Raw genomic sequence first — 24083 nt, 5'->3', positions numbered from 1 at the left:
AACTATAAGAGAAACTGGCAGTCTCCGACTACCAGTTAGTTTTTCTTATTTCAAGCGTTCCACTTCACGCGCAATAACCAATTCTTCATCCGTCGGAATAACCAAGACACGAACCTTTGATTCTGCCGTTGAAATGTCACCATAGTTGCCAAATACATTTTTTTCCGGGTCCAACTCAATACCAAACCAAGACAAACCTTCTACTACGTCATTGCGCATAAGCGGTGCATTTTCACCCATACCTGCTGTGAAGACAATAGCATCCGCACCATTTAAAACTGCAAGATACTGACCGATAAATTTCTTAATACGGTCAATGAAAATATTGTAGGCCAACACTGCATCTGGATTGTGAGCTTGGATGCCTGCTTCAATATCACGCATATCACTTGAGAAGCCAGATACACCGAACAAGCCTGACTGTTTATTCAACATGTTAACAACGTCTGCAGCATCCTTCAACTCATCAACATTCGCAATCAAATAAGGAATGATAGCAGGATCAATATCCCCCGAACGAGTTCCCATCATTGGACCAGCTAGTGGTGTGAAGCCCATTGAAGTGTCCACAGATTCACCATGATAGTTAGCAGTGATGGATACACCATTTCCGATATGTGCCGTAATCAATTTTAATTCCTCAATCGGACGTCCCAATACTTTTGCCGCCTCATGCGCTACATAATAGTGACTAGTTCCGTGCGCTCCATACTTACGAACCTTGTGGTCGGTATAGTACTTTTGTGGAATCGGATAAAGATAGGCATGCTTTGGCATCGTAGTGTGAAAGGCTGTATCAAAAACAGCTACATTCAAAACTTCTGGCAATACTTCTTCAAATGCACGCATCGCCGCCACGTGTGCTGGGTTATGAAGTGGCGCCAAGGCACTCAACTCTTCAATTTGCTCAATCTCTTTTTGACCAATAACCACTGACTCCTTGAAGTATTCTCCACCCGCAACAACACGGTGTCCAACACCTGTAATTTCTTCATAAGTTGCAATAATATTGTGTTTGAGCAAATCTTCAAGAAGAATCTTAACTGCAACTGTATGATTAGGAATATCTAATACTTCACTTTCTTTTTTTCCATCATACTTAACAGTGGAAATAGAATCATTTAAGCCTATGCGCTCAATAATCCCTGCTGCTAGTACTATTTCTTCTGGCATTTGATAAAGTTGCCATTTTAGACTTGAACTACCTGCATTAATTGCAATTGTTTTTGACATATCTTACCTCTTTTAAAGCGTTTTCCTAACTAGTATAACAGATTTTCACTTAAATTGCATTCTCTTGCTTCCAATTTTTGAAATTGAGCATGAACTTCTGAATAGCTTCTGGTTCTTGAAGACTTTGTAAGGGATAAACAAACGGCGCCAACGGTCTTGCAGCTTTCTTTTGCAAGACAAAAATAGACTTGGCCATAGCAGCCTTCCCAAAGAGACTTGGTGGCAGGGCAATCATGGCAACGATATTGGCTTGTTCTTGTAACCAGCCTTTCAGTAAATCGCTTTGCGGACTAGTCAACAAATCATTTGGAGCCAAGAGAATAGCGAATCCATCCTTTTCCAGATATTTGAGGGACTGTTCCATGAGTAAATGATGGGCGTAGGTATGTTCATTTGGACTGGCAACCTGATAACGGCTGGCAATCTGGTCATCTGGATAGTAGCCAATAGGCAAATCTCCCAAAATTACTTGACTTTCCTTCAAAATCTGCGGACGTACCGCATCTCCCTGAGCAAAAGAAATATCTGCCTGCATGACATCCGCAATACTTGCCGACAAATCAATCAAGAGGTCGTCCACTTCGATCCCCAAGTAATCCAATTCTTTCTGGCTGGCGTTGAGAATAGTCTGAGCTAGATTGCCTGTCCCCGAACCAATTTCCAGAACCGTCACCTTGGAAGCAGATACTAATTGGTCTACTAGAAAAGATAGGATAAATCCGATAGAGTCTGGTGTGAACTGGTGATTGTACTGCATGGGTTCAGTCTGATTGGCCTTGATAAGCAAGAATTGGTAGGCACGGCGCCATTCTTCCTTGGTTAAATCTAGTTGTTTCAAGGTCTTGTTATTATTGACAACAAGATCTGTCTCATGCTGATCAGCTACGTAAGCAGCATTTTGCTCAATCATGGCATCATAGATATTGGTGCCTAGCTGGTTTTGGATAGTCTGTACGTTTTCTAATAGCAGGTCGTAAGCCTGTTCGATCTTTTCAAAATTCATACTCCTATCTTATCAAAAATTCACCAACTTTGCACCAAAAAGGGAGCGGCTAGCCACTCCCCTCGGGTACTATTTTAACCGGAAATTGATAGGTATACAGACCATCACTTGTTAACTCAACTGCAACCAATAGTTGGTCACCTTTAAGTTGATAACGAGCCTGTCCCTCTTGAAAGGAGACCCTTCCTCCATCCTCCTTCTGCTTAGAACCTGTGGTTAAATTTGCTTCCTTTTCATTCACCGCCGCTCCCGCAACTATTTTTTCTACTTGCAAGTCCTCTTCAACCTTGTCCAAGACCATCTGAGCCATGATATAGGCAGTCGTTTCTTGCCTTGCCACCTGTACCAAGCGACTCTCAGCTTCTTGACGCTGGAGATAAAACTGAAGCAAAAGACTAAAAACCGCCAGCATCAAAAGGGCATAGAGCAGGATGCCCGCCTTAACTTTTTTCTTTAAAAGCATAGATAAAGGTCCGCTCCTCTCCATTTTTAAAGCTAAAGTTGATGCGCACCAGCTGGTTTTCTTGGGAAATAGCTGCGCTGTCTAGATGATAGAGCATGGGCTGATAGCCCTGTCCCCTGTCATTTGTTTTCCGAAAATCATCCGACCGTGACTTACCAAAGGCCAAAGCCTGACCACCCTTATCAACATAGACCTTGCCATTTTCAACCTTGACCAAGTCAGCCTGGTCCCACTCCGACCGCAATTGACTAGAGAAGACCAACCATTCCTTTTGAACGGTCTGACCTTGATAATGCGCTTCTTGGACCAGCAGTTTTGACAAACCTTCAAAGACCAGAAGACTACCTGAAAGAATGACTAAGGCTACCAAACATTCCAAGAGAGTAAAAGCAGGAATTTTACTTTTTAACAACTGATAGAACCTCCTTTCCCTCGTGGAAAACAATGATCTTATCCGCTGTTCGTTGAACCTGAACTGTAACACCGTTTAAGGCTAAATTATCTTGCTCGGTTTGAACAGCCATCTGTGCTAGATTGAGAACCTCCTGTTGTTCCAATTCCCAAGCCTGTCGCCTACGACCTGCATCCACAGCTGATAAAATCAAGCTACAAATGGTCACTAGGGTCGCAAGGGCAACCAGACTTTCTAGCAAAATATAAGCCTTATTCTTCTGTTTTCTTATAGCGACCACTCCCTATATATAATTGATACGTGACTGTCTTTCGACTAAATCGAAAACGAATCTTGGTCAGAGAAGAATTTCCACCATTTTCTTCAAATGTGATGGTCTTTTCTTCTAATACTTCTACTTTTTTAGGCACCTGTACAGTTTGATGACCATTTGTAACCTCCTGTCCACCGATAGCTAGACTCACTTTTTGATGGGAACTGGCTGCTAATTTCTGACTGTCTCTATAGATGGCTTCAAATTCCCAGAGAAAAATCTCTTCCTGGACAGACTGAAAGGCCGTTTGCACCGTTCCCGACAGGCTGATTGCCAGAAAGCTGATGACAAATAAGGTTAGCAGGCTTTCAAACAGGGTAAAGGCCTTATTTTTTCGCCGTAGCATACTGCTCCGCTTGTTTTGGAGTAATATAGCCTTTCGCCTGCAAGTCTGCCACCGTTGCTTCCTTGTCATGTTCCAATTCATAGAGCTCCATCTGGCTCTCCACTACTTTGACAACAGCCGCATCCCCCTTCTTCTGAATAGCATCCTTCTGCTGGCTCAAATTTGGCACAAAAAGGAGCAAGAGCAGGCTAATGATCCCCAAAACGACTAACATTTCCACCAGAGTGAACCCTCTTACCTTCATTTCAACTAATTTTTTCATTTTATAACTCCATATTTTGATAAATCGGCAGCAACATGGCTGCGTAGATGAGAACGACCATTAAGGCCACAAAGAGAAAGACCAGCGGTTGAATCAGCTGCATGGCTCTATTGACCCGAGAGAAAAAATCCTCCCAACACTCGGCCGCATAAACTGTCAACTCGCTACCCAACTTGGACTTGACCTGACCATACTCCACGATGAGGCTCAGCTCCCGCTTAAAAAAGGCGTAGGTTTTGATGTGTTCGTGAAAGCTCTGACCATTGGAAAGCGACTGCTCCAGGTCCTGCCCAATCTCCCGAAAGAGCTGCGACTGCTGCTCCTGCATCAGGCCTACAATCTGCGGCAGGTCCAATCCTTGCCCAATCAAACTCCCCCACTCCCTGGCGTAATAGGCCGTCAGATAGGTTTGGATGAGTTTTCCGAAAAATGGCAGAGCTGCCAAGCAGGAAAAGACCTTAATTTTGTTGGTTTTGCGAAACCAAACCATACCAGCCAAGATCCCCACCAAACTAAGTCCACAGAGGGATAAAAAGATGGTCGGTAGATGATTGATCAGCATGGTCGCAGCATTGCCTTCCTCCAACTGAGGCAGAAGGTAATTTTTCAAACCCAGCATAATCAAGAGCAGAAAACCTAGCAAGATAACTGGATAGGTCGCTACCTCAATTAGCTTTTTACGAACCTTGCTGACATTTTCCAGATAAGACTGGATATGGCTCAAACTCAGGCTGGTATTGCCGTGAACTTCTGCTAAGGCTACCTGCGTGACAACTGCATCTGAAAATCGCAAATCCGCTAATAAGCTTGAAAACGGCTTTCCTGCAAGAAGGCCATCCGATAAGACCTGGGTATAGGGATCTGCCAAAAGTTGACTACGTTTGAGGAAATCAACAATCTCCCCCAGATGAAAGCCACTAGCAAAGAGATTGTTAAACAGTTCAATAACCTTACGCTGGCGCGCCAAGGGCAATTTTTTCTGTTTCTGCCTGCCGAAGACTGATATGTCCTGCTGCAAAAAGCCGATCAATTTGCGCATTCCACTGGTCTGCGGAATGGTTTTGGTAATTTTCGTTTGCAAAATCCACTACACCTCCTCCCCCAATCAAGCGTTGATAGGCAATCCCTTGAAGGGCATTATTTAACTCTTCAGGACTGACCCCCAATTCCAACATACGGGCATAGACACCTGAAATAGACCTTGCATGAACTGTTGAGAAAACGGTAGCTCCCGTCAGACTGGCTCGAATGACTGCTCGAGCGGTTTCCGCATCCCGAATCTCACCGATGATGAGCAAGTCGGGTCGATGGCGGAGGGACAGTTTGATCAGATTGTCGTAGGTGGCTCCGATAGCTTCATTGAGCTGGAGTTGCAGCATGTCCTCCTGTTTGATTTCGACAGGATCCTCGATGGTCAAAATCTGCTTGTCTGGGAATTTCAGCCTGGCAAGATGGTACATAAGTGTGGTCTTACCAGAGCCGACTGGACCCGAAAAAAGGTAGAGCCCTCGTCCCTTGATTTCTTCTGCAAGTCGCTCGGCCGCCTCAAACCAGAACTTGAGTTCCTTGTCATTGTCATAGAGCAGGCGGATAACCAGACTTTCCTTACCACGATAATCTCCGACAGTTGATAAGCGAAGTGAAATCTCTCCGCTACCATAATCATAGTCACAGGACCCCTGCTGGCTACGGCGTTTTTCACCAACATTTAAACCTGCTAAAAACTTGAAATGGCTAATGATGGCTATTACTTCTTCCTCAGCCAAGTCTTGCACAAACTCCCGTTCATCCATAATACGATGATAGACTTGGTAGCCTTGACCACGAGGAACCAGATAAATATCACTGACCCTATCTGCCACCGCCTCCTCAATCATCTTTCTTGCTTTTTCTTGAATCATACAACCTCCTCACCCTATCTATTCGTAAGGAAACTTGATTTTCCATACTTTTTTGTTAAAATAATAAAAAAGCTTGGAGGTTCCTATGAAAAGATTAAAAAAAGGCGACCATATACGCGTAGTCAGTCCCTCTTCATCTATTGAAAGAATTGGTGGTTTTGAAGCCAATCTTGCCGCCAAGGAAAAACTGGAAGAACTGGGCTTCAAACTCACTTTCTCAGAACATTATTTTGAAAACGATATTTTTGATTCGGCTCCGATTGCCAGTCGTGTTGCGGACTTGGAAGTAGCCTTTGCGGATGAGTCGGTCGATGCCATTCTGACAACCATTGGCGGTGTCAACTGCAACGAACTGCTACCTTATCTGGATTTTGACCTAATCGCCCGCCATCCGAAAATTTTCTGCGGTTATTCGGATACGACCGCCCTGCTCAATGCTATTTACGCCAAGACAGGCTTGCAAACCTACATGGGTCCAGCTTATTCAAGCTTCAAAATGGATCTGGGGCAACAGTATCAAACAGAAGCCTGGCTCAAGGCTGTGACACAAGATTCCTATGAACTGACCCCGAGTCTAAAATGGTCTAGCGATGCTTGGTACCTACCAGACGCCCCTCGCACCTTTTACCCAACAGAGTGGAAAGTCTACAATCCAGGCCAGGCCTCTGGTATTGCCATCGGCGGAAACATCTCAACCCTCAATCTACTGACTGGGACAGAGTTTGCACCCAGACCAGACAAATATATTCTATTTTTAGAAGAGGCGGAAGACGACGATTATCTCATTATCGCTCGTCATTTGACAGCTCTTCTACAAGCCTATCCAAATCCCCAAGCCCTTATCTTCGGTCGTTTTCCTAAAGAAACCAAGATGACCGAGGAGATTTTGCTGGCGATTTTGGACAAGCACCCTATTCTCAAAAAAGTTCCTGTTCTCTACGATTTGGACTTTGCCCATACCCAGCCTCTGTTTACCATTACCATCGGTGGTCAAGTGGAGCTCGACACCGAAGCCTTTTCTATCAGATTCAGCTAAAAAGGATTGCTCACTAGGGCAATCCTTTTATGAATCATAGTTGACACATTTTCCTTGTCTTAGCTTGCAAGGGCGAACTCGCGGTTGTTGCACCGGTTTAGTAGCAAATCCCGCAGGTAAATGTTCTTTCGCTTCTACCAACATCAGCGAATGATACCTCTGCAAATATTCATCGCATTCCTCACACCAATGCTGGTCTGATTCATCCCAAAAAGCCACCATCGTTCCATTCTTACTTTTCTTCATTGGAAAATCCTCTGATAGCCGTACCCACTCTTTTTGAAAGGCATTCAGTGCATCCTCATAGCGATCAAAAGCAGCCCTACTGGTAACATCCTCTTCCCAACCATCTAAGAACCACCAGGGTTCAAAATCTCCATACATTGTAATAACTTGATACATAATATTACTTCCTTTTTCGTACACATTATATCGAAATTGTATGATTTAAGAAAACATTCTGCTTGTTAATTCCTTATCAAGTCATATATATGTTTCTTTCTGAATATCAAAAAGCACATCCCTCAAAGAGAGATGTGCCATCTTAATTTACTCAGTTACTGCGGCAAGTTCTGCTTCTGCTGCAAGTTCTTCAGCTACTGTGTCTTCAATGATTTCAACTTCATTGATGGCTTGTGGTTCAAGATTACGGTAGCGGGCCATACCTGTACCTGCTGGGATAATCTTACCGATAATAACATTCTCTTTAAGACCGAGAAGGTTATCGCGTTTACCACGAATGGCTGCATCTGTAAGAACGCGAGTTGTTTCTTGGAAGGATGCGGCAGACAAGAATGAGTTGGTTTCAAGGGACGCTTTTGTGATACCCATAAGAACTGGACGAGCTGTTGCCGGAATACCACCAGCGATAACCACTTCCGCATTGGCATCTGTAAAGTCGGTAATATCCATGAGGGTACCCATGAGAAGATCTGTATCTCCTGGATCCATGACACGAACTTTACGAAGCATTTGGCGAACCATTACCTCGATGTGCTTGTCGCCGATTTCTACACCCTGGCTACGGTAAACTTTTTGAACTTCAGAAAGAAGGTAAGTTTCAACCGCCAAGACATCACGGACTTCAAGCAAGCGTTTTGGTTGGATAGAACCTTCGGTAAGGGCTGCTCCACGCGCAACTTGGTCACCAACTTCAACCTTCATACGGGCTGTAAATGGAACCACATATTCGCCTTCGCCAGTTTTACCTTTAACAAAGACTTTCTTGGTACGAGTAGAAGCATCTTCTTCAATAGCGATAACTTCACCTTTAACCTCAGTGATAACCGCTTCCCCTTTCGGATTACGGGCTTCAAAGATTTCTTGGACACGAGGAAGACCCTGCGTAATATCGCTGTTTGAGGCTACACCACCCGTGTGGAAGGTACGCATTGTAAGCTGTGTACCAGGTTCACCGATAGATTGAGCTGCAATCGTACCAACTGCTTCACCCACTTCAACCGCATCACCTGTTGCCAAGTTGATACCGTAACAATGACGGCAGACACCGTGACGAGTGTTACATGTAAATACGCTACGGATGGTTACTTGTTCAACACCTGCATTGACAATTTCACGGGCAATATCTTCCGTAATCAATTGGTTTGGACCAATGATAACGGCACCCGTTTCAGGATGTTTAACAGTTTTCTTAGTGTAACGACCTTGCAAACGCTCTTCAAGTGGCTCGATCATTTCCTTGCCATCTGTGATTGAACGGATGTCAAGGCCACGGTCTGTTCCACAGTCATCTTCACGGATAATAACGTCTTGGGCAACGTCAACCAAACGACGAGTCAGATAACCTGAATCGGCTGTCTTCAAGGCCGTATCCGTCATACCCTTACGGGCACCGTGAGTTGAGAAGAACATTTCCAATACAGAAAGACCTTCACGGAAGTTAGACAAGATAGGCAATTCCATGATACGTCCGTTCGGAGCTGACATCAGACCACGCATACCGGCCAACTGGGAGAAGTTGGAAATGTTACCACGGGCACCAGAGTCCATCATCATAACGATTGGGTTCTTCGGATCTTGTTTTTCAACCAGACGTTTTTCCAATTTTTCCTTAGCCGAACGCCACTCGTCTGTAACAGCTGCGTAACGCTCATCATCGGTAATCATACCGCGGCGGAATTGTTTCTTGATTTGTTCTACACGTTCGTGAGATTCTTCAATGATTTCAGCCTTGTTGTCGATAACTGGGATATCGGCAATACCCACTGTCAAACCAGCGAGTGTTGAGTGATAGTAACCCAAGTCTTTCAAACGGTCAAGCAGGGCTGATGTTTCAGTTGTACGGAAACGCTTGAAGATTTCAGCGATGATGTTACCAAGATTTTTCTTCTTGAATGGTGGGTTGATTGGCAATTCTGCAATAGCAGCCTTGATATCTGATCCTGGTTCCAAGAAGTATTTATCAGGAGTTCCTTCTGTCAAGTTAGCATTGTTTGGTTCTTGCAAGTAAGGAAGTCCTTCTGGCATAATCGCGTTGAAGAAGATTTTTCCGACAGTTGTCATCATGACCTTGTGTTTTTGGTTATCTTTCCAAGGTTTATCAAGGCTATCTGTTGCAATACCAACTCGAGTATGCAAGTGAACATAGCCATTGCGGTAAGCCATAACTGCTTCATCCGCATCCTTGAAGACCATACCTTCACCTTCACGACCAGCATCTTCCATGGTCAAGTAGTAGTTACCCAAAACCATATCCTGAGATGGTGTTACGACTGGTTTACCATCTTTAGGGTTAAGGATGTGTTCTGCCGCAAGCATAAGGATACGTGCTTCTGCTTGTGCTTCTTCTGACAATGGAACGTGAATCGCCATCTGGTCACCGTCAAAGTCGGCGTTGTAGGCTTCACAGACAAGCGGGTGCAAACGAAGGGCTTTACCGTCGATCAGAACTGGCTCAAAAGCCTGGATCCCCAAACGGTGAAGGGTAGGTGCGCGGTTCAAAAGAACTGGGTGTTCTTTGATCACTTCTTCCAAGATGTCCCAAATGCGATCATCCCCACGTTCAATCAAACGTTTTGCAGCTTTTACGTTACCAGCAATATCACGGGCAACGATTTCGCGCATGACAAACGGTTTGAAGAGCTCAATAGCCATTTCACGTGGCACACCACATTGATACATTTTTAGCGTTGGACCAACGGCGATAACGGAACGTCCTGAGAAGTCAACACGCTTACCAAGCAAGTTCTGACGGAAACGTCCTTGCTTACCTTTAAGCATGTGGCTGAGTGATTTAAGCGGACGGCTACCTGGTCCTGTGATTGGACGACCACGGCGACCGTTGTCAATCAAAGCATCCACAGCTTCTTGGAGCATACGTTTTTCGTTTTGTACGATAATTCCTGGAGCGTTAAGTTCCAAGAGACGAGCCAAACGGTTGTTACGGTTGATAACACGGCGGTAGAGTTCGTTCAAGTCAGATGCGGCAAAACGACCACCATCCAACTGAACCATCGGACGCAAATCTGGTGGAATAACTGGAAGGATGTTGAGAATCATCCACTCAGGCTTGTTACCAGATTTATAGAAGGCATCCAATACATCCAAGCGACGCACTGCTTTAATGCGTTTTTGACCAGAAGCTGTTTTCAATTCTTCTTTCAAAGCTGCGATTTCTTTTGGAAGATCGACTTGTTTCAAGAGGTCTTGAATCGCTTCTGCACCCATTTTAGCAACGAATGAACCATAACCATATTCACGCAAACGCTCACGGTACTCGCGCTCAGTCATGATTGACTTGTGCTCAAGCGGTGTATCTTTCGGATCAATCACCACGTAAGCTGCGAAGTAGATAACTTCTTCCAAGGCACGTGGGCTCATATCCAAGGTCAAGCCCATACGACTTGGAATCCCTTTGAAATACCAAATGTGTGAAATTGGTGCTTTTAACTCAATGTGTCCCATACGTTCACGACGTACTTTTGCACGAGTCACTTCAACACCACAGCGGTCACAAGTAATCCCTTTATAACGGATACGCTTGTATTTACCACATGAACACTCCCAGTCTTTTGTTGGACCAAAGATGACTTCGTCAAAGAGTCCATCACGTTCTGGTTTAAGTGTCCGATAGTTGATTGTTTCAGGTTTTTTAACCTCACCGTAAGACCATGAACGAACCTTACTTGGTGAAGCTAACGTGATTTGCATACTTTTAAATCGATTTACGTCAACCACTAATAATCCCTTTCTTTTCTTGTGAGAGGCTGGATTCCCAGACCTCAAATTCTTGAACAATAATCAGCAGAATGGATAGCTGGTAAGCTATTCCTCTATAAATCAGACGGTGGAAGACCGTTGGTCCTTATCTCTTTCAGTTCTGAGGTTTGGACCAACTTGTTCCATCCATTCTAATTATTCTTTGCCTTCTGCTTCTTCTGCTGCAAAGGCTGCGGCTGCATCAGCTGCGGCTTTTGCACGTGCTTTTTCAAGATCATCTACGTGGATGATGTCATCATCTTCACCTTCATCAAGGTCACGCAATTCTACTTCATTGTTGTCTTCATCAAGGACACGCATATCCAAACCAAGTGATTGCAATTCTTTGACAAGAACGCGGAATGATTCTGGAACACCTGGTTTTGGAATTGGTTTACCTTTGGTGATGGCTTCATAGGCTTTAAGACGGCCTGTCACATCATCTGACTTGTAAGTCAAGATTTCTTGAAGGACGTTTGAAGCACCGTAGGCTTCAAGGGCCCAAACCTCCATCTCACCGAAACGCTGACCACCAAACTGAGCCTTACCTCCGAGTGGCTGTTGGGTAACGAGTGAGTATGGTCCGACTGAGCGAGCGTGAAGTTTATCATCAACCATGTGGTGAAGCTTGATCATGTACATGACACCGACAGATACACGGTTGTCAAATGGCTCACCTGTACGTCCATCGTAAAGAATGGTTTTGGCATCTGAATCCATACCTGCTTCTTTAACAGTTGACCAGAGGTCTTCTGAACTTGCACCATCGAAAACTGGTGTTGCGATATGAATGCCCAAGTTGCGAGCCGCCATACCCAAGTGAAGTTCCATAACCTGACCGATGTTCATACGTGATGGCACCCCGAGTGGGTTCAACATGATGTCAACTGGTGTTCCGTCTGGAAGATATGGCATATCCTCAACAGGTACAATACGTGAAACGACACCCTTGTTACCGTGACGACCGGCCATTTTATCTCCGACCTTGATCTTACGTTTTTGAGCGATGTAAACACGAACCAACATGTTAACACCTGATTGCAATTCATCACCGTTGGCACGAGTAAAGATTTTCACATCACGAACGACACCATCGGCACCGTGAGGTACACGAAGAGATGTATCACGTACTTCACGTGACTTGTCACCGAAGATAGCGTGCAAGAGGCGCTCTTCAGCAGAAAGATCTTTTTCACCTTTTGGTGTGACTTTACCAACAAGAATATCGCCCTCTTTAACTTCCGCACCGATACGGATAATACCCATTTCATCCAAGTTGCGAAGAGCATCTTCACCAACGTTTGGAATTTCGCGAGTGATTTCTTCAGGGCCTAACTTGGTATCGCGTGTTTCTGATTCGTATTCTTCCAAGTGAACAGATGTATACACATCGTCTTTCACAAGGCGTTCAGACATGATAACCGCATCCTCGAAGTTGTAACCTTCCCACGTCATGTAGGCAACGATAGGGTTTTGACCAAGAGCCATTTCCCCATTTTCCATAGAAGGTCCATCTGCGATGAAGTCGCCTTTTTCTACGACGTCGCCCAATTTTACAAGGGTACGTTGGTTGTAGGCAGTACCAGAGTTTGAACGACGGAATTTAGAAATGTGGTAGACATCAAGCGATCCATCTTCACGACGCACTTCTACCTTGTCCGCATCTGCGTAAACAACCTTACCATCGTGTTGAGCGATGATTGCCGCACCTGAGTCGTGGGCAGCCTGGTATTCCATACCAGTACCAACGTACGGTGCTTTCGGATCAATCAATGGAACAGCCTGACGTTGCATGTTGGCACCCATGAGGGCACGGTTGGAGTCATCGTTTTCCAAGAAAGGAATACATGCTGTCGCAACGGCAACTACCTGCTTAGGAGAAACGTCCATGAAATCTGCTGAATCTGCTGGGAACTCTTGGTTGTTACCTTGGTGACGTCCCATAACAACCTTATCAACGAAACGGTTGTTTTCATCAAGTGGAGATGTTGATTGTGCTACGATGTAGGCATCTTCTTCATCCGCTGTCAACCAAACGATTTCGTTCGTTACTGTACCAGTTGCACGGTCGATCTTGCGGTACGGTGTTTGGATGAAACCATACTTGTTGAGGTGTCCGTAAGAAGACAAGTTGTTAATCAAACCGATGTTAGGTCCCTCAGGCGTTTCAATCGGACACATACGACCATAGTGAGTGTAGTGAACGTCTCGAACCTCATAGCCAGCACGGTCACGAGTCAAACCACCAGGTCCCAAGGCTGACAAACGGCGTTTGTGAGACAACTCAGAAAGTGGGTTGTGTTGGTCCATGAACTGTGACAACTGAGATGAACCAAAGAATTCTTTGATTGCGGCTGTAACAGGACGGATATTGATGATTTGTTGTGGCGTCAATACTTCATTGTCTTGAACAGACATACGCTCACGCAAGTTACGTTCCATACGAGTCAAACCGATACGTACTTGGTTAGCAAGCAATTCACCAACGGCACGAATACGACGGTTACCCAAGTGGTCAATATCATCTACACGACCAAGACCCTCAGCCAAGTTGAGGAAGTAGCTCATTTCAGCCAAGATGTCCGCAGGTGTTACTGTACGTACGTTTTCTGCTGGATTCGCATTACCAATCACCGTCACAACACGTTCTGGATCCTTAGGAGCTACAATCTTGAATTTCTGCAAAAGAACTGGCTCAAGAAGAACAGCGTTGTCATTTGGAATATATTCTACCAAGTTGAGTTCATCGAATTGTGCTTCTACTTTTTCAAGCACATCACGACTCAATACAGTACCAGCTTCCAAGACGATTTCGCCTGTCTCACCGTTAATCACATGCTCAGCAAGTGTTTGGTTGAGCAAACGAGTACGGAGGTTGAGTTTTTTATTAATTTTATAACGACCAACAGGTGCCAAGTCGTAACGACGTGGGTCAAAGAAACGAGCTGTCAAAAGACTACGAGAGCTTTCAGCTGTCTTTGGTTCACCTGGACGAAGGCGCTCATAGATTTCCTTAAGCGCTTCATCCGTACGAGAATCTGCTGGGTTTTTATGAATATCTTTTTCAATGGTATTGCGAACCAATTCGCTATCACCGAAGATGTCAAAGATTTCATCATCGCCTGAGAAACCAAGCGCACGAACAAGCGTTGTGAACGGAATCTTACGCGTACGGTCAATACGAGTGTAGGCAATGTCTTTTGAGTCTGTTTCCAATTCCAACCAAGCTCCACGGTTAGGGATAACCGTTGAACCATAACCTACTTTACCGTTCTTATCTACTTTATCATTGAAGTAGACACCTGGTGAACGAACCAACTGAGAAACGATGATACGCTCTGCACCGTTGATGATGAAGGTACCCATTTCAGTCATGATTGGAAACTCACCGAAGAAGACTTCTTGCGTCTTGATCTCGCCAGTTTCTTTATTCACCAGACGGAAAGTTACATAGATTGGAGCTGAGTAGTTCGCATCATGCGCACGCGCCTCTTCCAATGTGTATTTAGGTTCTTTCAATTCATAACCAACGAATTCCAATTCCATGGTATCCGTAAAGTTTGAAACTGGAAGTACATCTTCAAAGACTTCTTTCAAACCATAATCTAAAAAGTCTTGGAAAGAGTCCGTTTGGATTTCAATCAAATTTGGTAAATCAAGAACTTCCTTGATTCTTGAAAAACTACGACGGGTACGGTGCTTACCGTACTGAACTTCATGTCCTGCCAAGTTAATTCTCCTCTATTTTTCTATTGATTTTTCTGCAAAATCAAACACATTTGCCTTTTGTTAGAATTTTTAGAATCTTTAAGAATAGGTAACAATTCTCAAAAAAATTCCTCATAGACACAAAAAGAGCAGCTAAATCTTCCTTTGAAAAAGTTTGATTTAACTGCTGCAAGCCTTGTTTGGACAATATTTCAAACAAGACACACGACAAATAATTTATACTATTATAGCACAAGTGCTAGGAAAAATCAAGGTGTTTCATTATTCTTGCTCACTAGTTGCTGTTTGCGTTTCTGATGACTGGTTCGTGTTATTAGCTGAAGAACTCGTGCTACTCCGAGTCGAACTGCTTCGTTGGGTTGAGCTACTTGATGTTGGTGTTTGGGAGCCGATAATTGTATTCCAAGCCTGTGCTCGGTCACTATCTGTCCCCCCAACCATGAAGTTATAGCTCGTTACTGGTGCACCATTTTTAGCCCAATAACTAGTTGTCATCGCACCGCCAACTGTTACTTGGCGCCCATTTACCTGTGTAGTCCCTGCACGTTGACCTGTAGAAGCAACGACGCTAGAAGCAATAACACTACTGTCTAATTCAAATTTTCCTGCGAACATATCCGCATTAACATTGTAAAGAGCATCAACCATATGGGCCACATATTGTGAATTATTGTGGTAGCCAGTCCAGACATACATTTCTGAGTTATCATCATTCCCAGCCCAGGTACCTAAAGTTACTCTAGGGGTTGATAGCATGAGCCACACGTCATTGACTTCATTACTTGTTCCCGTCTTACCGACGAAATCAGATGATGCTGCCTGTGGGTTTAAACCACTCAATCGACTCTTGAACGTCGTAGTATACCCAGAGTTGACAACCTGTCTCAAAAGCTGGTTCATAATACTTGCAGTTGCTTTAGAATAGACTTGAACCGGAGCAGCTTCATGCTGATACACTACTGTTCCATCAGAGGCAGTAATGCTTTCAACAATATAATGTTTGTTATAAACGCCACCATTTGCCAAAGTTTGATAGGCATTGGTATTTGTCAATACTGAAATTTCAACACCACCGCCCAACGGTACACTTTCAATATCGTACATAGGAATATGATAATTCATTTTATCCATGTACGCTTTGGCATCTACACCTGCATTTCTCATCATCTTATAGGTCCAAAAAGCAGGAATGTTAACAGAACGGTCAATAGCCGTCTGTAAGTTCATCATACCAGTACCACGTCCTGAACCATACATGATCGGTTGTCCACTTGAAAAGTTCGTTGGATAATCTGAAAGGATGCTGGCAGAACCTATCAAACCTTGATCAATCGCAATACCGTAAGCTAACAGAGGCTTGATGGTTGATGCTGGCGAACGAAGAGTATCAAAGGCATGGTTATTTTGGTTGGTTGCATAATCGCGACCACCCACAAATCCTAAAATGGCTCCTGTGGCATTATCAATTAACACACTACCTGTCTCAACATATTCGTTTCCATCATCCAAAACAGATCCATAGTTTGCCACAACAGACTGCATTGCCGCATAGATTTTTTGATCAACGGTACTCTTAATCGTGTAGCCACCTTGGCTCAATTCTTGCTTGGCCAACTCCTCATAGGATGCCTTTGTTTCATCATTTTTCAAGTCATTTTTAGAAACCTTGTCACGTTTCACCAGGTAATCAAACATAACCTCCTGCGCTTCTTCCATGACCTTGTAATAGAGATAATCTTTCGTATCCGCCATTACAGGAGCTGGAGCAATAAAATCTTGTTTAATATCGTAGGCTTTATAGGTTTCGTATTCTTCCTTGGTCAAGAATGACGCCCGATACATATTAAAGAGAACATCTTGATAGCGTTCAATACCGTAAACCATATCCTCATCTGATTTACGTGTTCCATCTGATGCATAGGGAGAATAAACAATCGGACTTTGCGGTAAGCCTGCAATAAAAGCAGCCTGCGGAACAGTCAAGTCTTTCGCTGGTTTACCAAAAATTCCCTGAGCCGCAGCTTCTACCCCTGCAATATTTCGTCCCTGATTATTTCGACCAAATGGAGAAACATTTAGGTAAATGGTTAAAATCTCTTCCTTGGTCATATTCCGCTCTAATGCCAAAGCCGAAACAATCTCATTAGCCTTACGCGTAAAGGTTGGAGCATCTCCGACAAGTTGCTGTTTTATCAATTGCTGCGTCAAGGTTGAACCACCGCTAGATGAACCTAGACCAACTGATCCCAGTGCCGCACGCAAAACAGCCTTAGGCACAACCCCGTTGTGGGTTTCAAATGTTTCATCCTCTGTCGCAATTACAGCCTGTTTTAGATAATTAGAGACCTCTTCCGAAGTAATGGGTACACGAAGCAAATCTGAATTAACTTCCGACACCAAGCTACCATCCGAATAGGTAACGGTGGAAATCCGACTAACTTCTGAAACCTTCGCTACCAGTTCCTCTGTTTTGGGAATCTTAACGTCATCGAAAAGACTAACCACGAAACCAATTCCTATACCCGCACCAAAAAGACCGAATAGGAAGACCAAGACTGCTACTGAATTGAATAATAATTTCAGCGTCCGAAGGAAAACTCCCACTGCATCCCCTAAGCCTAGGGCACTGATTTTCTTTTTAAAATCTTGCTTATCTGATTTAGTCGCCATATTAACTCCTTATCGTTCCATTATACCAAATTTTGTTTATTTTCCGCAATTTCGTGGTATAATAGGAGAGAATTTTTTAATGGTGAGATGCGGTTTTAGCTTGTAAAAAACTCAAAAACCAAAGCATCTTGTTGAAGGAGAAACGCATGAACATTTTTGAAGAACTAAAAGCACGTGGCTTGGTCTTTCAAACGACTGATGAAGAAGCCCTAGTAAAAGCATTAACAGAAGGGCAAGTATCCTATTATTCTGGCTACGACCCAACTGCCGACAGCCTGCATTTGGGGCATTTGGTACCAATCCTCGTCTGCCGTCACTTGCAATTAGCAGGGCACAAACCTTACGCTCTAGTTGGTGGAGCTACTGGTCTGATTGGCGACCCTTCCTTCAAGGATGCGGAGCGCAGCTTGCAAACCAAAGATACCGTAGACGGTTGGGTTGATAAAATCCAAGGTCAACTCTCTCGCTTCTTGGATTTTGAAAATGGTGACAACAAGGCCGAAATGGTCAACAACTACGACTGGTTCTCAGACATCAGCTTTATCGACTTCCTCCGTGATGTTGGTAAATACTACACAGTCAACTACATGATGAGCAAGGACTCTGTGAAAAAACGGATTGAAACAGGGATTTCCTACACCGAGTTTGCTTACCAAATCATGCAGGGTTATGACTTCTACGAACTCAATGACAAGCACAATGTAACCCTACAAATCGGTGGTTCTGACCAGTGGGGCAACATGACAGCAGGTACTGAATTGCTTCGTCGCAAGGCTGACAAGTCTGGTCACGTGATGACTGTTCCTCTCATTACCGACTCAACAGGTAAGAAGTTTGGTAAGTCAGAAGGCAACGCTGTTTGGCTTGATGCCGACAAGACTTCACCGTATGAAATGTACCAATTCTGGCTCAATGTCATGGACGACGATGCCGTTCGTTTCTTGAAAATCTTTACTTTCTTGTCATTAGATGAGATTGCTGAGATTGAAGAAAAATTTGACGCTGCCCGTCACGAACGCCTAGCTCAGAAGATTTTGGCTAAGGAAGTCGTGACATTGGTCCACGGTGGAGAAGCCTATAACCAAGCCCTTAACATCACCGAGCAATTGTTCGCTGGCAACATCAAAAACCTATCCGCAAAAGAACTCAAGCAGGGCCTCAGCAACGTTCCAAACTACGCTGTCCAGGCTGAAGACAACCTTAACATCGTTGAACTCCTAGTTACCTCTGGTATTGTCACTTCAAAACGCCAGGCTCGTGAAGACGTAGCAAATGGTGCCATCTATGTCAACGGTGAGCGTGTGCAGGATTTGGACTATACTCTTTCTGACAGCGACAAGATTGACGGCGAGTTGACCGTTATCCGTCGTGGGAAGAAGAAATATTCTGTTTTGACTTATTAATATTTTTCAAGGAAATCCTATGTGATTTCCTTTTCTGCTAACCTAGGAGAAATGACATGACCTGTATTTTTTGTCACCAACTCAATGAAAATGACATTCTCTACCAGACGGAGCATTTCAAGGTCGTCTGGGACATTGACCCTGTCCAAACAGGGCATCTGCTGATTATTAGCAAGGAACACTATGACACGCTCAGCCAAGTCCCTCCTGCTGTTCGCTATGAGCTATCAGACTTGGAAGTCTTTTTGACTGAAAAACTCTGTCAAGCATTGACGATTGACGGTGTGACCATAGCCTGCAACGATCGCTTGTTTGATGCTGGCACCCATTTCCATGTCCACCTGATTCCACGCTTGCAATCAGACGGCTTCTGGGACCAAATTTCACTTGCACAAGTGAAACTGGATCTGCATAGATTTCTCAAAGCATTATAAAAAGCAGCTTGACGGCTGCTTTTTCACTTATATCAATTCTTCCACTTCATAGATAGTATCTTCCAGCACCTCTTGGTACTGTTCCAAGTCATAGGCCACAGAGGTTTCCACCTCCGCCAACTGCTGATCCAGCTGGATGTTCACCTCTTCCACCCCGTCCAAGTCCAAGAGGTGATTGGTCACGTGTTTAACACAGTTTTGGCACGATAAGTTTTTCAATTTCAAAGTTTGCTTCATATTCTTTCTCCTTTTTTATACTCAATGAAAATCAGATTCAGACTAGCTTCAAAGGTTCGGGGAACCTTTGGAGGTTGGAAATTGGGCGAACGTCTTCGTTTCTCCAAGAGCAGATAGACCCCTACTACTTTCGCATTTTCAGGTAGCAGGCTGTAAAGCTCCACCGGAGCTTTACACTCATCAAGTCAAGTCAACAACGTCTGAGGTTGATTTTCGAAGAGTATGATGATGCCCGCAGGTACATTGCCCCGCCAAGCACCCACAAGCGATTTGCTCGGGTGCAGTCCTTTGTAACTGCGAGATTTTGCTGGCCAGATTCTCTAGGCTTTTTTTGGAAAATGCCCCTGTGTCTAGCAGTTTTTCAACCAGTTGCCCCTGTTTTGTGGAACATATGGTAGCTAGTAAGAGTTCCACCTGCCCCTGCAAATGTTCTTCTTCACTGATCAGCGGATAATAGTGGTATTTGCTAGTTTCCTTAGCCATTCTCAAATAGTTTTTCTTCCGCAACCGCCCCAAGAGTGTCTTAATGGTCGTCGCCTGCCAATCAAAGCCTTCCTGCAAGGCCTGAATAATTTCCTGAGAAGTCGCACCAGGCTGGGCCCACAAGACCCGCATGACCTGCCACTCCGCAGCAGAAATTGTCTGCTCCACACATTCACCTCCCAACAATCATTTTCTAACTTTAGTTTACATTTGTAGTCAAAAATTGTCAAGAAGAAAGACTGAACATCTTGCCCAGTCTTCTCATTATTCTTAGTGAGCCAGCATTTCCTGACCAATTTCCAAACCAGTCAAACCAACAGGGTAGTATGTCGGCCAGTTTTCCAACTCTTCCAAGAGTTTTTCTTGGCTCTCTCCACCAAAATAGATATGGAAGTGACCTGTTTTAACAGGGGCAATATTGTGGTCGCTAAATTGAACATACTTATAGTTACCAGCATTTGCATCCGTTGCTTCAAACAAGAAACGAACACCACGATTTCCTTTTTTGTAGGTCAAAATCTTATAACCCACATACTTATATGTGAATTTTTCTTTCTTATCTCCCACTACAAATTCCATGGTATTATCTGTAATGTTAATTTGATCAACATCTGTTTTGTAGCCTGTATCGTAATAAGCCTTGTACTCTTCAGCTGTCATACCACCTTTGATCTTAGCCTTGTAATCCCAGACCTGATCTAGTGTACCATCAAGCAAGTATGGATAAACAGATTGCCACTCACCTGCATAATCTGAAAGAGTACGATCTTTTACGGCACTATCTTCAAAATAACCATTATAAACAGTTTGCGCAGTCTCAGCACCTTCTTCTGGCAAAATTTCAGAACCTTCTTGGGAAGTTGTTTTTTCAAGGGCAGTCAGATTATCTTCCATAACAGAAATATAATCCTTACCATTTTTCATATCCTCATCCGTCAAACTTTCAAGAGGATTAAGAACATCCAACTGAACCCCAGTCTCTTTAGCAAGTGTTTCTGCAACAGATTTTGACGCATTTTCTTCAAAATAGATATACTTAATACCATATTTATTGATATACTCTGTCAATTCCGCTAGACGTGATGGAGTCGGATCCTCATCTGCAGCAACACCTGTAATAGAAACTTGTTTCAAACCATAGTCCAAAGCCAAATATGCAAATGCAGTATGTTGTGTAACAAAGTATTTCTGTTTCGCAGCAGATAATGTTTCAGAATACTTCATATCTAAAGCATCTAATTTCTCAATATAGGCTGCCGCATTTGTTTCAAAAACATCTTTCTTTTCTGGGTATTTAGCTACCAAACTATCACGAATATTTTCTACAAGTGTGATGGCACGCTCAGGAGACAACCATACATGCGGATCATAAGCATGGCTATGCCCCTCCTCACTATGGTCGTGATCCTCACCTTCTTCACTACCTGGTAACAAAAGCATCCCTTCCGTCGCACTAATCACATTAACCTTTGTTGTATCAAGTGATTTTTCAATATCATGAACCCATGTTTCCATATTTTCATTTTCATAAACAAAAGCATCTGCCTCTTGGATACGAGCAATATCTTTAGCTGACGGCTCATAACCATGAACCTCTGTCCCAGCCTTAACCAACAGATCAACATTTGCCTCATCACCTGCTACCTGCTTGGTGAACTCATAAACAGGATAAAAGGTCGTTACAATATTCAACTTCCCATCTTCAGAAGCTGTGCTATTGCCACAAGCCCCTAAAAGCAAAGTTGAGACAGACAATAATAATAAACCAACTTTTTTCATCTTAACTCCTTATTTTTTAAATTTTTGAACAACATTCACCAGTAAGAAAATACTAATGAAAATCAAGGTAATACTTGCACTCGCTGGGGTTTCTGCATAGTAAGAAGTCAACAACCCCATGACCATTCCAAAAAAGCCAATGCCCATCCCAGTAAAGATAACAGCTTTAAAACTCTTACCAAGTCGCAATGCAATAGAAGCAGGCAAAACCATAATTGTTGAAACCAGCAAAGCACCTGCCGCAGGAATCATTAGGGCAATGGCAACACCAGTCACCACATTGAAGGCAATGGACATAGCTCGCACAGGCAACCCATCTACAAATGCCGTATCCTCATCAAAGGTAAGAATATACATCGGACGTAAAAACAACAATGTCAGCACAATGACAATCACAGCAATCGTAAACAAAGCAATTACCTGCTCCTGACTAATCGTCACAATCGAGCCAAACAGATATTGTTCCAGGCTAAGCCCTGATTTCCCACCAGATTTATTCATGACAATAAGCGAAATAGCCAAACCAGTCGACATGAGGATAGCCGTCCCAATTTCCATAAAATTCTTGTAAATTGTCCGCAAATACTCTAAAAATACAGCTGCCACAATAACGACAAGAACAGTCGAAAGCGTTGGTGAAATCCCCAATACCAAACCAAATGCAACCCCCGCCAACGAAACATGACTAAGAGTATCCGACATCAAACTCTGTCGTCTGAGTATCAAAAAGACCCCCAAAATAGGCGAGAACAGACTCATCGCAATGATTGCCAGGAAAGCACGCTGCATAAAGTCATAATGAAATACAGATAGATCAAACATCGGCAACCTCCTCATCCGCTTCATGAACATTGAAACAACGCCAAGGAGACTGCTGATCACGAACCAAGTGAATGTTTCGATCAGCATACCTATTCAGCTCATCAGGATCATGAGTTATCATCAGAACCGACTTTCCATGCTTCTTAGCCGAATGATGCATGAGCTGGTAAAAAGCATCCTTGGTCCCTGCATCCATCCCTGTTGTCGGTTCATCCAGAATAAAAATATCTGGATCAGAGGCAAACATACGCGCAATGACCGCGCGTTGCTTCTGCCCACCACTCAAAGCACCTAAGCGCTTATCCCGATGTTCCCACATTCCAACTGATTCCAAACTAATCCGAACATGTTCCTCATCATGGGCTGTCAAACGACGAAACCAACCTTGTCGAGGATAACGCCCTGATTTTACAAATTCGTAAACCGTGCTCGGAAAACCAGCATTAAAACTTGCAATTTGCTGAGGTAAATAGGCCATTCTCAACTTCTTACCTTTTATACTCTTCTCAGCAATAGAAACCCTCCCCTGTTTGGGCCTCAATATCCCCAAAGTCGCCTTAATGAGGGTTGTCTTGGCTGCGCCATTCTCACCAGTCAAAGTCACAAATTCCCCACTATCAAGATAATAATGAATATGTTCTAAAACCGGTTCTTTGTCGTAGTAAAACGACAAGTCTTCCACAGTAATATATCTCATTTATTTTCTAATCTTCTCCACTAACTCACTTAAGAATCGAGCAATTGACTCCTGCTCTTCAAGACTATAATTTTCCAAAAGCTCCTCATAAGCTTCCAAGGTATGCGCGTGATGATGAGCATGCTCTGCAGCAATAGGCTTAGCAGCCTCAGTCAAACTAAAGCGAACAATACGAGCATCCTTATCATCTCTAACCGCCACCAGTAACCCCTGAGCAACTAATGACTTTGTAGCCTTCGTGATCGCAGCCTGACTAACATTCAACTCCTTAGCAATCTCAGTATTAGTATATGCAGCCTTTTCAATAAGCATCAAAATATGCTCCTGCGTATTCGTCAACTTCACCGTGCTTTGACAAGAACCAACCAAAATCTCCAATTGATTCTCCGAACTCAAAACAATCTCGTGCAGGTACTTCTCAATTTCTAATGCAATACGATTCATAGGCATCCCCTTAACCTTTTAATTAACTTGTTAAGTATACCACATAGAAAACAAAAAAACAAGGAAAATTTTGATATACTCCCCTTATAGTGGACAGTGAAAAAACAAAAATTTTCACTAGAAACTATAAAGGGAGTTTTATTATGTCCAAAAGAAGTCCAAAGTCTGTCTCTGAGAAACTAGAAATTGTTCTACTCT

The 24083-nt window shown here is 43.6% G+C and carries 22 protein-coding genes; 3 read left to right on the top strand and 19 right to left on the bottom strand.

What is annotated here, in order from left to right:
- Nucleotides 1-45 precede the first annotated feature (45 nt).
- Genes ODU50_RS08605 through comGA form a run of 9 tightly spaced genes read right to left on the bottom strand, consistent with a single transcriptional unit; the run spans nt 46 to nt 5933 of the window.
- Nucleotides 46-1233 carry an acetate kinase gene (locus ODU50_RS08605; RefSeq protein ID WP_105152876.1) on the bottom strand — a complete coding sequence of 396 codons (1188 nt, stop codon included), beginning with the start codon at nt 1231-1233 and terminating at the stop codon, nt 46-48.
- 49 nt (nt 1234-1282) lie between these two features.
- Entirely contained in the window at nt 1283-2236 is a 954-nt protein-coding gene (locus ODU50_RS08600; protein WP_105152877.1) for a class I SAM-dependent methyltransferase, read from the bottom strand.
- Between the two features lie 49 nt (nt 2237-2285).
- Entirely contained in the window at nt 2286-2699 is a 414-nt protein-coding gene (comGG, locus tag ODU50_RS08595) for a competence type IV pilus minor pilin ComGG (RefSeq protein ID WP_105152878.1), read from the bottom strand.
- The gene (gene comGF / locus ODU50_RS08590; protein WP_105152879.1) at nt 2677-3111 is read right to left on the bottom strand and encodes a competence type IV pilus minor pilin ComGF; all 435 of its coding nucleotides are present in this window, start codon (nt 3109-3111) and stop codon (nt 2677-2679) included. Before comGF ends, comGG begins: the two co-directional genes overlap by 23 nt.
- Complete coding sequence (comGE, locus tag ODU50_RS08585) at nt 3098-3391, bottom strand: competence type IV pilus minor pilin ComGE (protein WP_024401507.1); 294 nt, start codon at nt 3389-3391, stop codon at nt 3098-3100. Before comGE ends, comGF begins: the two co-directional genes overlap by 14 nt.
- Nucleotides 3363-3770 (bottom strand): competence type IV pilus minor pilin ComGD, encoded by a 408-nt coding sequence (comGD, locus tag ODU50_RS08580; RefSeq protein ID WP_105152880.1) that lies wholly within the window; start codon nt 3768-3770, stop codon nt 3363-3365. Before comGD ends, comGE begins: the two co-directional genes overlap by 29 nt.
- Nucleotides 3751-4032, bottom strand: a complete 282-nt coding sequence (gene comGC / locus ODU50_RS08575; RefSeq protein ID WP_105152881.1) for a competence type IV pilus major pilin ComGC — start codon at nt 4030-4032, stop codon at nt 3751-3753. Before comGC ends, comGD begins: the two co-directional genes overlap by 20 nt.
- Before the next feature lies 1 nt (nt 4033).
- Nucleotides 4034-5071: a competence type IV pilus assembly protein ComGB gene (gene comGB / locus ODU50_RS08570; protein ID WP_257116212.1), complete on the bottom strand. Its 1038-nt coding sequence runs from the start codon at nt 5069-5071 to the stop codon at nt 4034-4036.
- Nucleotides 4983-5933, bottom strand: coding sequence for a competence type IV pilus ATPase ComGA (gene comGA / locus ODU50_RS08565; RefSeq protein WP_105152882.1), 951 nt, complete (start codon nt 5931-5933; stop codon nt 4983-4985). The genes comGB and comGA overlap by 89 nt, the downstream gene beginning before the upstream one ends.
- A gap of 85 nt (nt 5934-6018) precedes the next feature.
- Here comGA and ODU50_RS08560 point away from each other — a divergent pair, with 85 nt between their 5' ends.
- Entirely contained in the window at nt 6019-6969 is a 951-nt protein-coding gene (locus ODU50_RS08560; protein ID WP_105147747.1) for a S66 peptidase family protein, read from the top strand.
- A gap of 27 nt (nt 6970-6996) precedes the next feature.
- Here the strand turns inward: ODU50_RS08560 and ODU50_RS08555 are convergent, their stop codons facing one another.
- The 4 genes from ODU50_RS08555 to pbp1b all read right to left on the bottom strand — a co-directional run bounded on the left by ODU50_RS08555 (nt 6997) and on the right by pbp1b (nt 17586).
- Nucleotides 6997-7371 (bottom strand): DUF1033 family protein, encoded by a 375-nt coding sequence (locus ODU50_RS08555; protein ID WP_105147748.1) that lies wholly within the window; start codon nt 7369-7371, stop codon nt 6997-6999.
- Between the two features lie 147 nt (nt 7372-7518).
- Complete coding sequence (gene rpoC, locus ODU50_RS08550; RefSeq protein ID WP_029752501.1) at nt 7519-11166, bottom strand: DNA-directed RNA polymerase subunit beta'; 3648 nt, start codon at nt 11164-11166, stop codon at nt 7519-7521.
- A 177-nt stretch (nt 11167-11343) separates the two neighbouring features.
- Nucleotides 11344-14916: a DNA-directed RNA polymerase subunit beta gene (gene rpoB, locus ODU50_RS08545; RefSeq protein ID WP_105147749.1), complete on the bottom strand. Its 3573-nt coding sequence runs from the start codon at nt 14914-14916 to the stop codon at nt 11344-11346.
- Nucleotides 14917-15177: 261 nt separating this feature from the next.
- Nucleotides 15178-17586 carry a penicillin-binding protein PBP1B gene (gene pbp1b, locus ODU50_RS08540; RefSeq protein ID WP_238145645.1) on the bottom strand — a complete coding sequence of 803 codons (2409 nt, stop codon included), beginning with the start codon at nt 17584-17586 and terminating at the stop codon, nt 15178-15180.
- 146 nt (nt 17587-17732) lie between these two features.
- Between pbp1b and tyrS the strand changes: the two genes are divergently transcribed.
- Both tyrS and ODU50_RS08530 read left to right on the top strand, forming a co-directional pair.
- The gene (gene tyrS, locus ODU50_RS08535) at nt 17733-18989 is read left to right on the top strand and encodes a tyrosine--tRNA ligase (protein ID WP_105152883.1); all 1257 of its coding nucleotides are present in this window, start codon (nt 17733-17735) and stop codon (nt 18987-18989) included.
- A 56-nt stretch (nt 18990-19045) separates the two neighbouring features.
- Nucleotides 19046-19423, top strand: a complete 378-nt coding sequence (locus ODU50_RS08530; RefSeq protein WP_105152884.1) for an HIT family protein — start codon at nt 19046-19048, stop codon at nt 19421-19423.
- Between the two features lie 27 nt (nt 19424-19450).
- On the opposite strand, the gene ODU50_RS08525 is transcribed toward ODU50_RS08530, so the two are convergent.
- The 6 genes from ODU50_RS08525 to ODU50_RS08500 all read right to left on the bottom strand — a co-directional run bounded on the left by ODU50_RS08525 (nt 19451) and on the right by ODU50_RS08500 (nt 23885).
- A complete protein-coding gene (locus tag ODU50_RS08525) occupies nt 19451-19660 on the bottom strand; it encodes a heavy-metal-associated domain-containing protein (RefSeq protein WP_105121963.1) in 210 nt (69 codons plus the stop codon).
- 180 nt (nt 19661-19840) lie between these two features.
- A complete protein-coding gene (locus tag ODU50_RS08520; RefSeq protein ID WP_161947049.1) occupies nt 19841-20311 on the bottom strand; it encodes a CopY/TcrY family copper transport repressor in 471 nt (156 codons plus the stop codon).
- A gap of 102 nt (nt 20312-20413) precedes the next feature.
- Entirely contained in the window at nt 20414-21922 is a 1509-nt protein-coding gene (locus ODU50_RS08515; protein ID WP_105152886.1) for a zinc ABC transporter substrate-binding protein AdcA, read from the bottom strand.
- A 9-nt stretch (nt 21923-21931) separates the two neighbouring features.
- Nucleotides 21932-22744 (bottom strand): metal ABC transporter permease, encoded by an 813-nt coding sequence (locus tag ODU50_RS08510; protein ID WP_002936593.1) that lies wholly within the window; start codon nt 22742-22744, stop codon nt 21932-21934.
- The gene (locus ODU50_RS08505) at nt 22737-23441 is read right to left on the bottom strand and encodes a metal ABC transporter ATP-binding protein (RefSeq protein WP_105152887.1); all 705 of its coding nucleotides are present in this window, start codon (nt 23439-23441) and stop codon (nt 22737-22739) included. Before ODU50_RS08505 ends, ODU50_RS08510 begins: the two co-directional genes overlap by 8 nt.
- Nucleotides 23442-23885, bottom strand: coding sequence for a zinc-dependent MarR family transcriptional regulator (locus ODU50_RS08500; protein ID WP_012774904.1), 444 nt, complete (start codon nt 23883-23885; stop codon nt 23442-23444).
- Nucleotides 23886-24083 lie beyond the last annotated feature (198 nt).

It is taken from the genome of Streptococcus sp. 2020WUSS084, from assembly GCF_044427445.1.
In the GTDB taxonomy this organism is placed as follows: Bacteria; Bacillota; Bacilli; order Lactobacillales; family Streptococcaceae; genus Streptococcus; species Streptococcus suis.
Note: the sequence above shows the minus strand (reverse complement) of the source record. Positions and strands in the feature narration are given on the sequence as shown.

Bases quoted from the DNA above. Each gene is read 5' to 3' on its own strand.
- ODU50_RS08605 (WP_105152876.1), bottom strand. From the start codon at position 1,233: ATGTCAAAAACAATTGCAATTAATGCAGGTAGTTCAAGTCTAAAATGG.
- ODU50_RS08600 (WP_105152877.1), bottom strand. From the start codon at position 2,236: ATGAATTTTGAAAAGATCGAACAGGCTTACGACCTGCTATTAGAAAAC.
- comGG (WP_105152878.1), bottom strand. From the start codon at position 2,699: ATGCTTTTAAAGAAAAAAGTTAAGGCGGGCATCCTGCTCTATGCCCTT.
- comGD (WP_105152880.1), bottom strand. From the start codon at position 3,770: ATGCTACGGCGAAAAAATAAGGCCTTTACCCTGTTTGAAAGCCTGCTA.
- comGC (WP_105152881.1), bottom strand. From the start codon at position 4,032: ATGAAAAAATTAGTTGAAATGAAGGTAAGAGGGTTCACTCTGGTGGAA.
- comGB (WP_257116212.1), bottom strand. From the start codon at position 5,071: ATGCGCAAATTGATCGGCTTTTTGCAGCAGGACATATCAGTCTTCGGC.
- comGA (WP_105152882.1), bottom strand. From the start codon at position 5,933: ATGATTCAAGAAAAAGCAAGAAAGATGATTGAGGAGGCGGTGGCAGAT.
- ODU50_RS08560 (WP_105147747.1), top strand. From the start codon at position 6,019: ATGAAAAGATTAAAAAAAGGCGACCATATACGCGTAGTCAGTCCCTCT.
- ODU50_RS08555 (WP_105147748.1), bottom strand. From the start codon at position 7,371: ATGTATCAAGTTATTACAATGTATGGAGATTTTGAACCCTGGTGGTTC.
- pbp1b (WP_238145645.1), bottom strand. From the start codon at position 17,586: ATGGCGACTAAATCAGATAAGCAAGATTTTAAAAAGAAAATCAGTGCC.
- tyrS (WP_105152883.1), top strand. From the start codon at position 17,733: ATGAACATTTTTGAAGAACTAAAAGCACGTGGCTTGGTCTTTCAAACG.
- ODU50_RS08530 (WP_105152884.1), top strand. From the start codon at position 19,046: ATGACCTGTATTTTTTGTCACCAACTCAATGAAAATGACATTCTCTAC.
- ODU50_RS08525 (WP_105121963.1), bottom strand. From the start codon at position 19,660: ATGAAGCAAACTTTGAAATTGAAAAACTTATCGTGCCAAAACTGTGTT.
- ODU50_RS08515 (WP_105152886.1), bottom strand. From the start codon at position 21,922: ATGAAAAAAGTTGGTTTATTATTATTGTCTGTCTCAACTTTGCTTTTA.
- ODU50_RS08510 (WP_002936593.1), bottom strand. From the start codon at position 22,744: ATGTTTGATCTATCTGTATTTCATTATGACTTTATGCAGCGTGCTTTC.
- ODU50_RS08505 (WP_105152887.1), bottom strand. From the start codon at position 23,441: ATGAGATATATTACTGTGGAAGACTTGTCGTTTTACTACGACAAAGAA.
- ODU50_RS08500 (WP_012774904.1), bottom strand. From the start codon at position 23,885: ATGAATCGTATTGCATTAGAAATTGAGAAGTACCTGCACGAGATTGTT.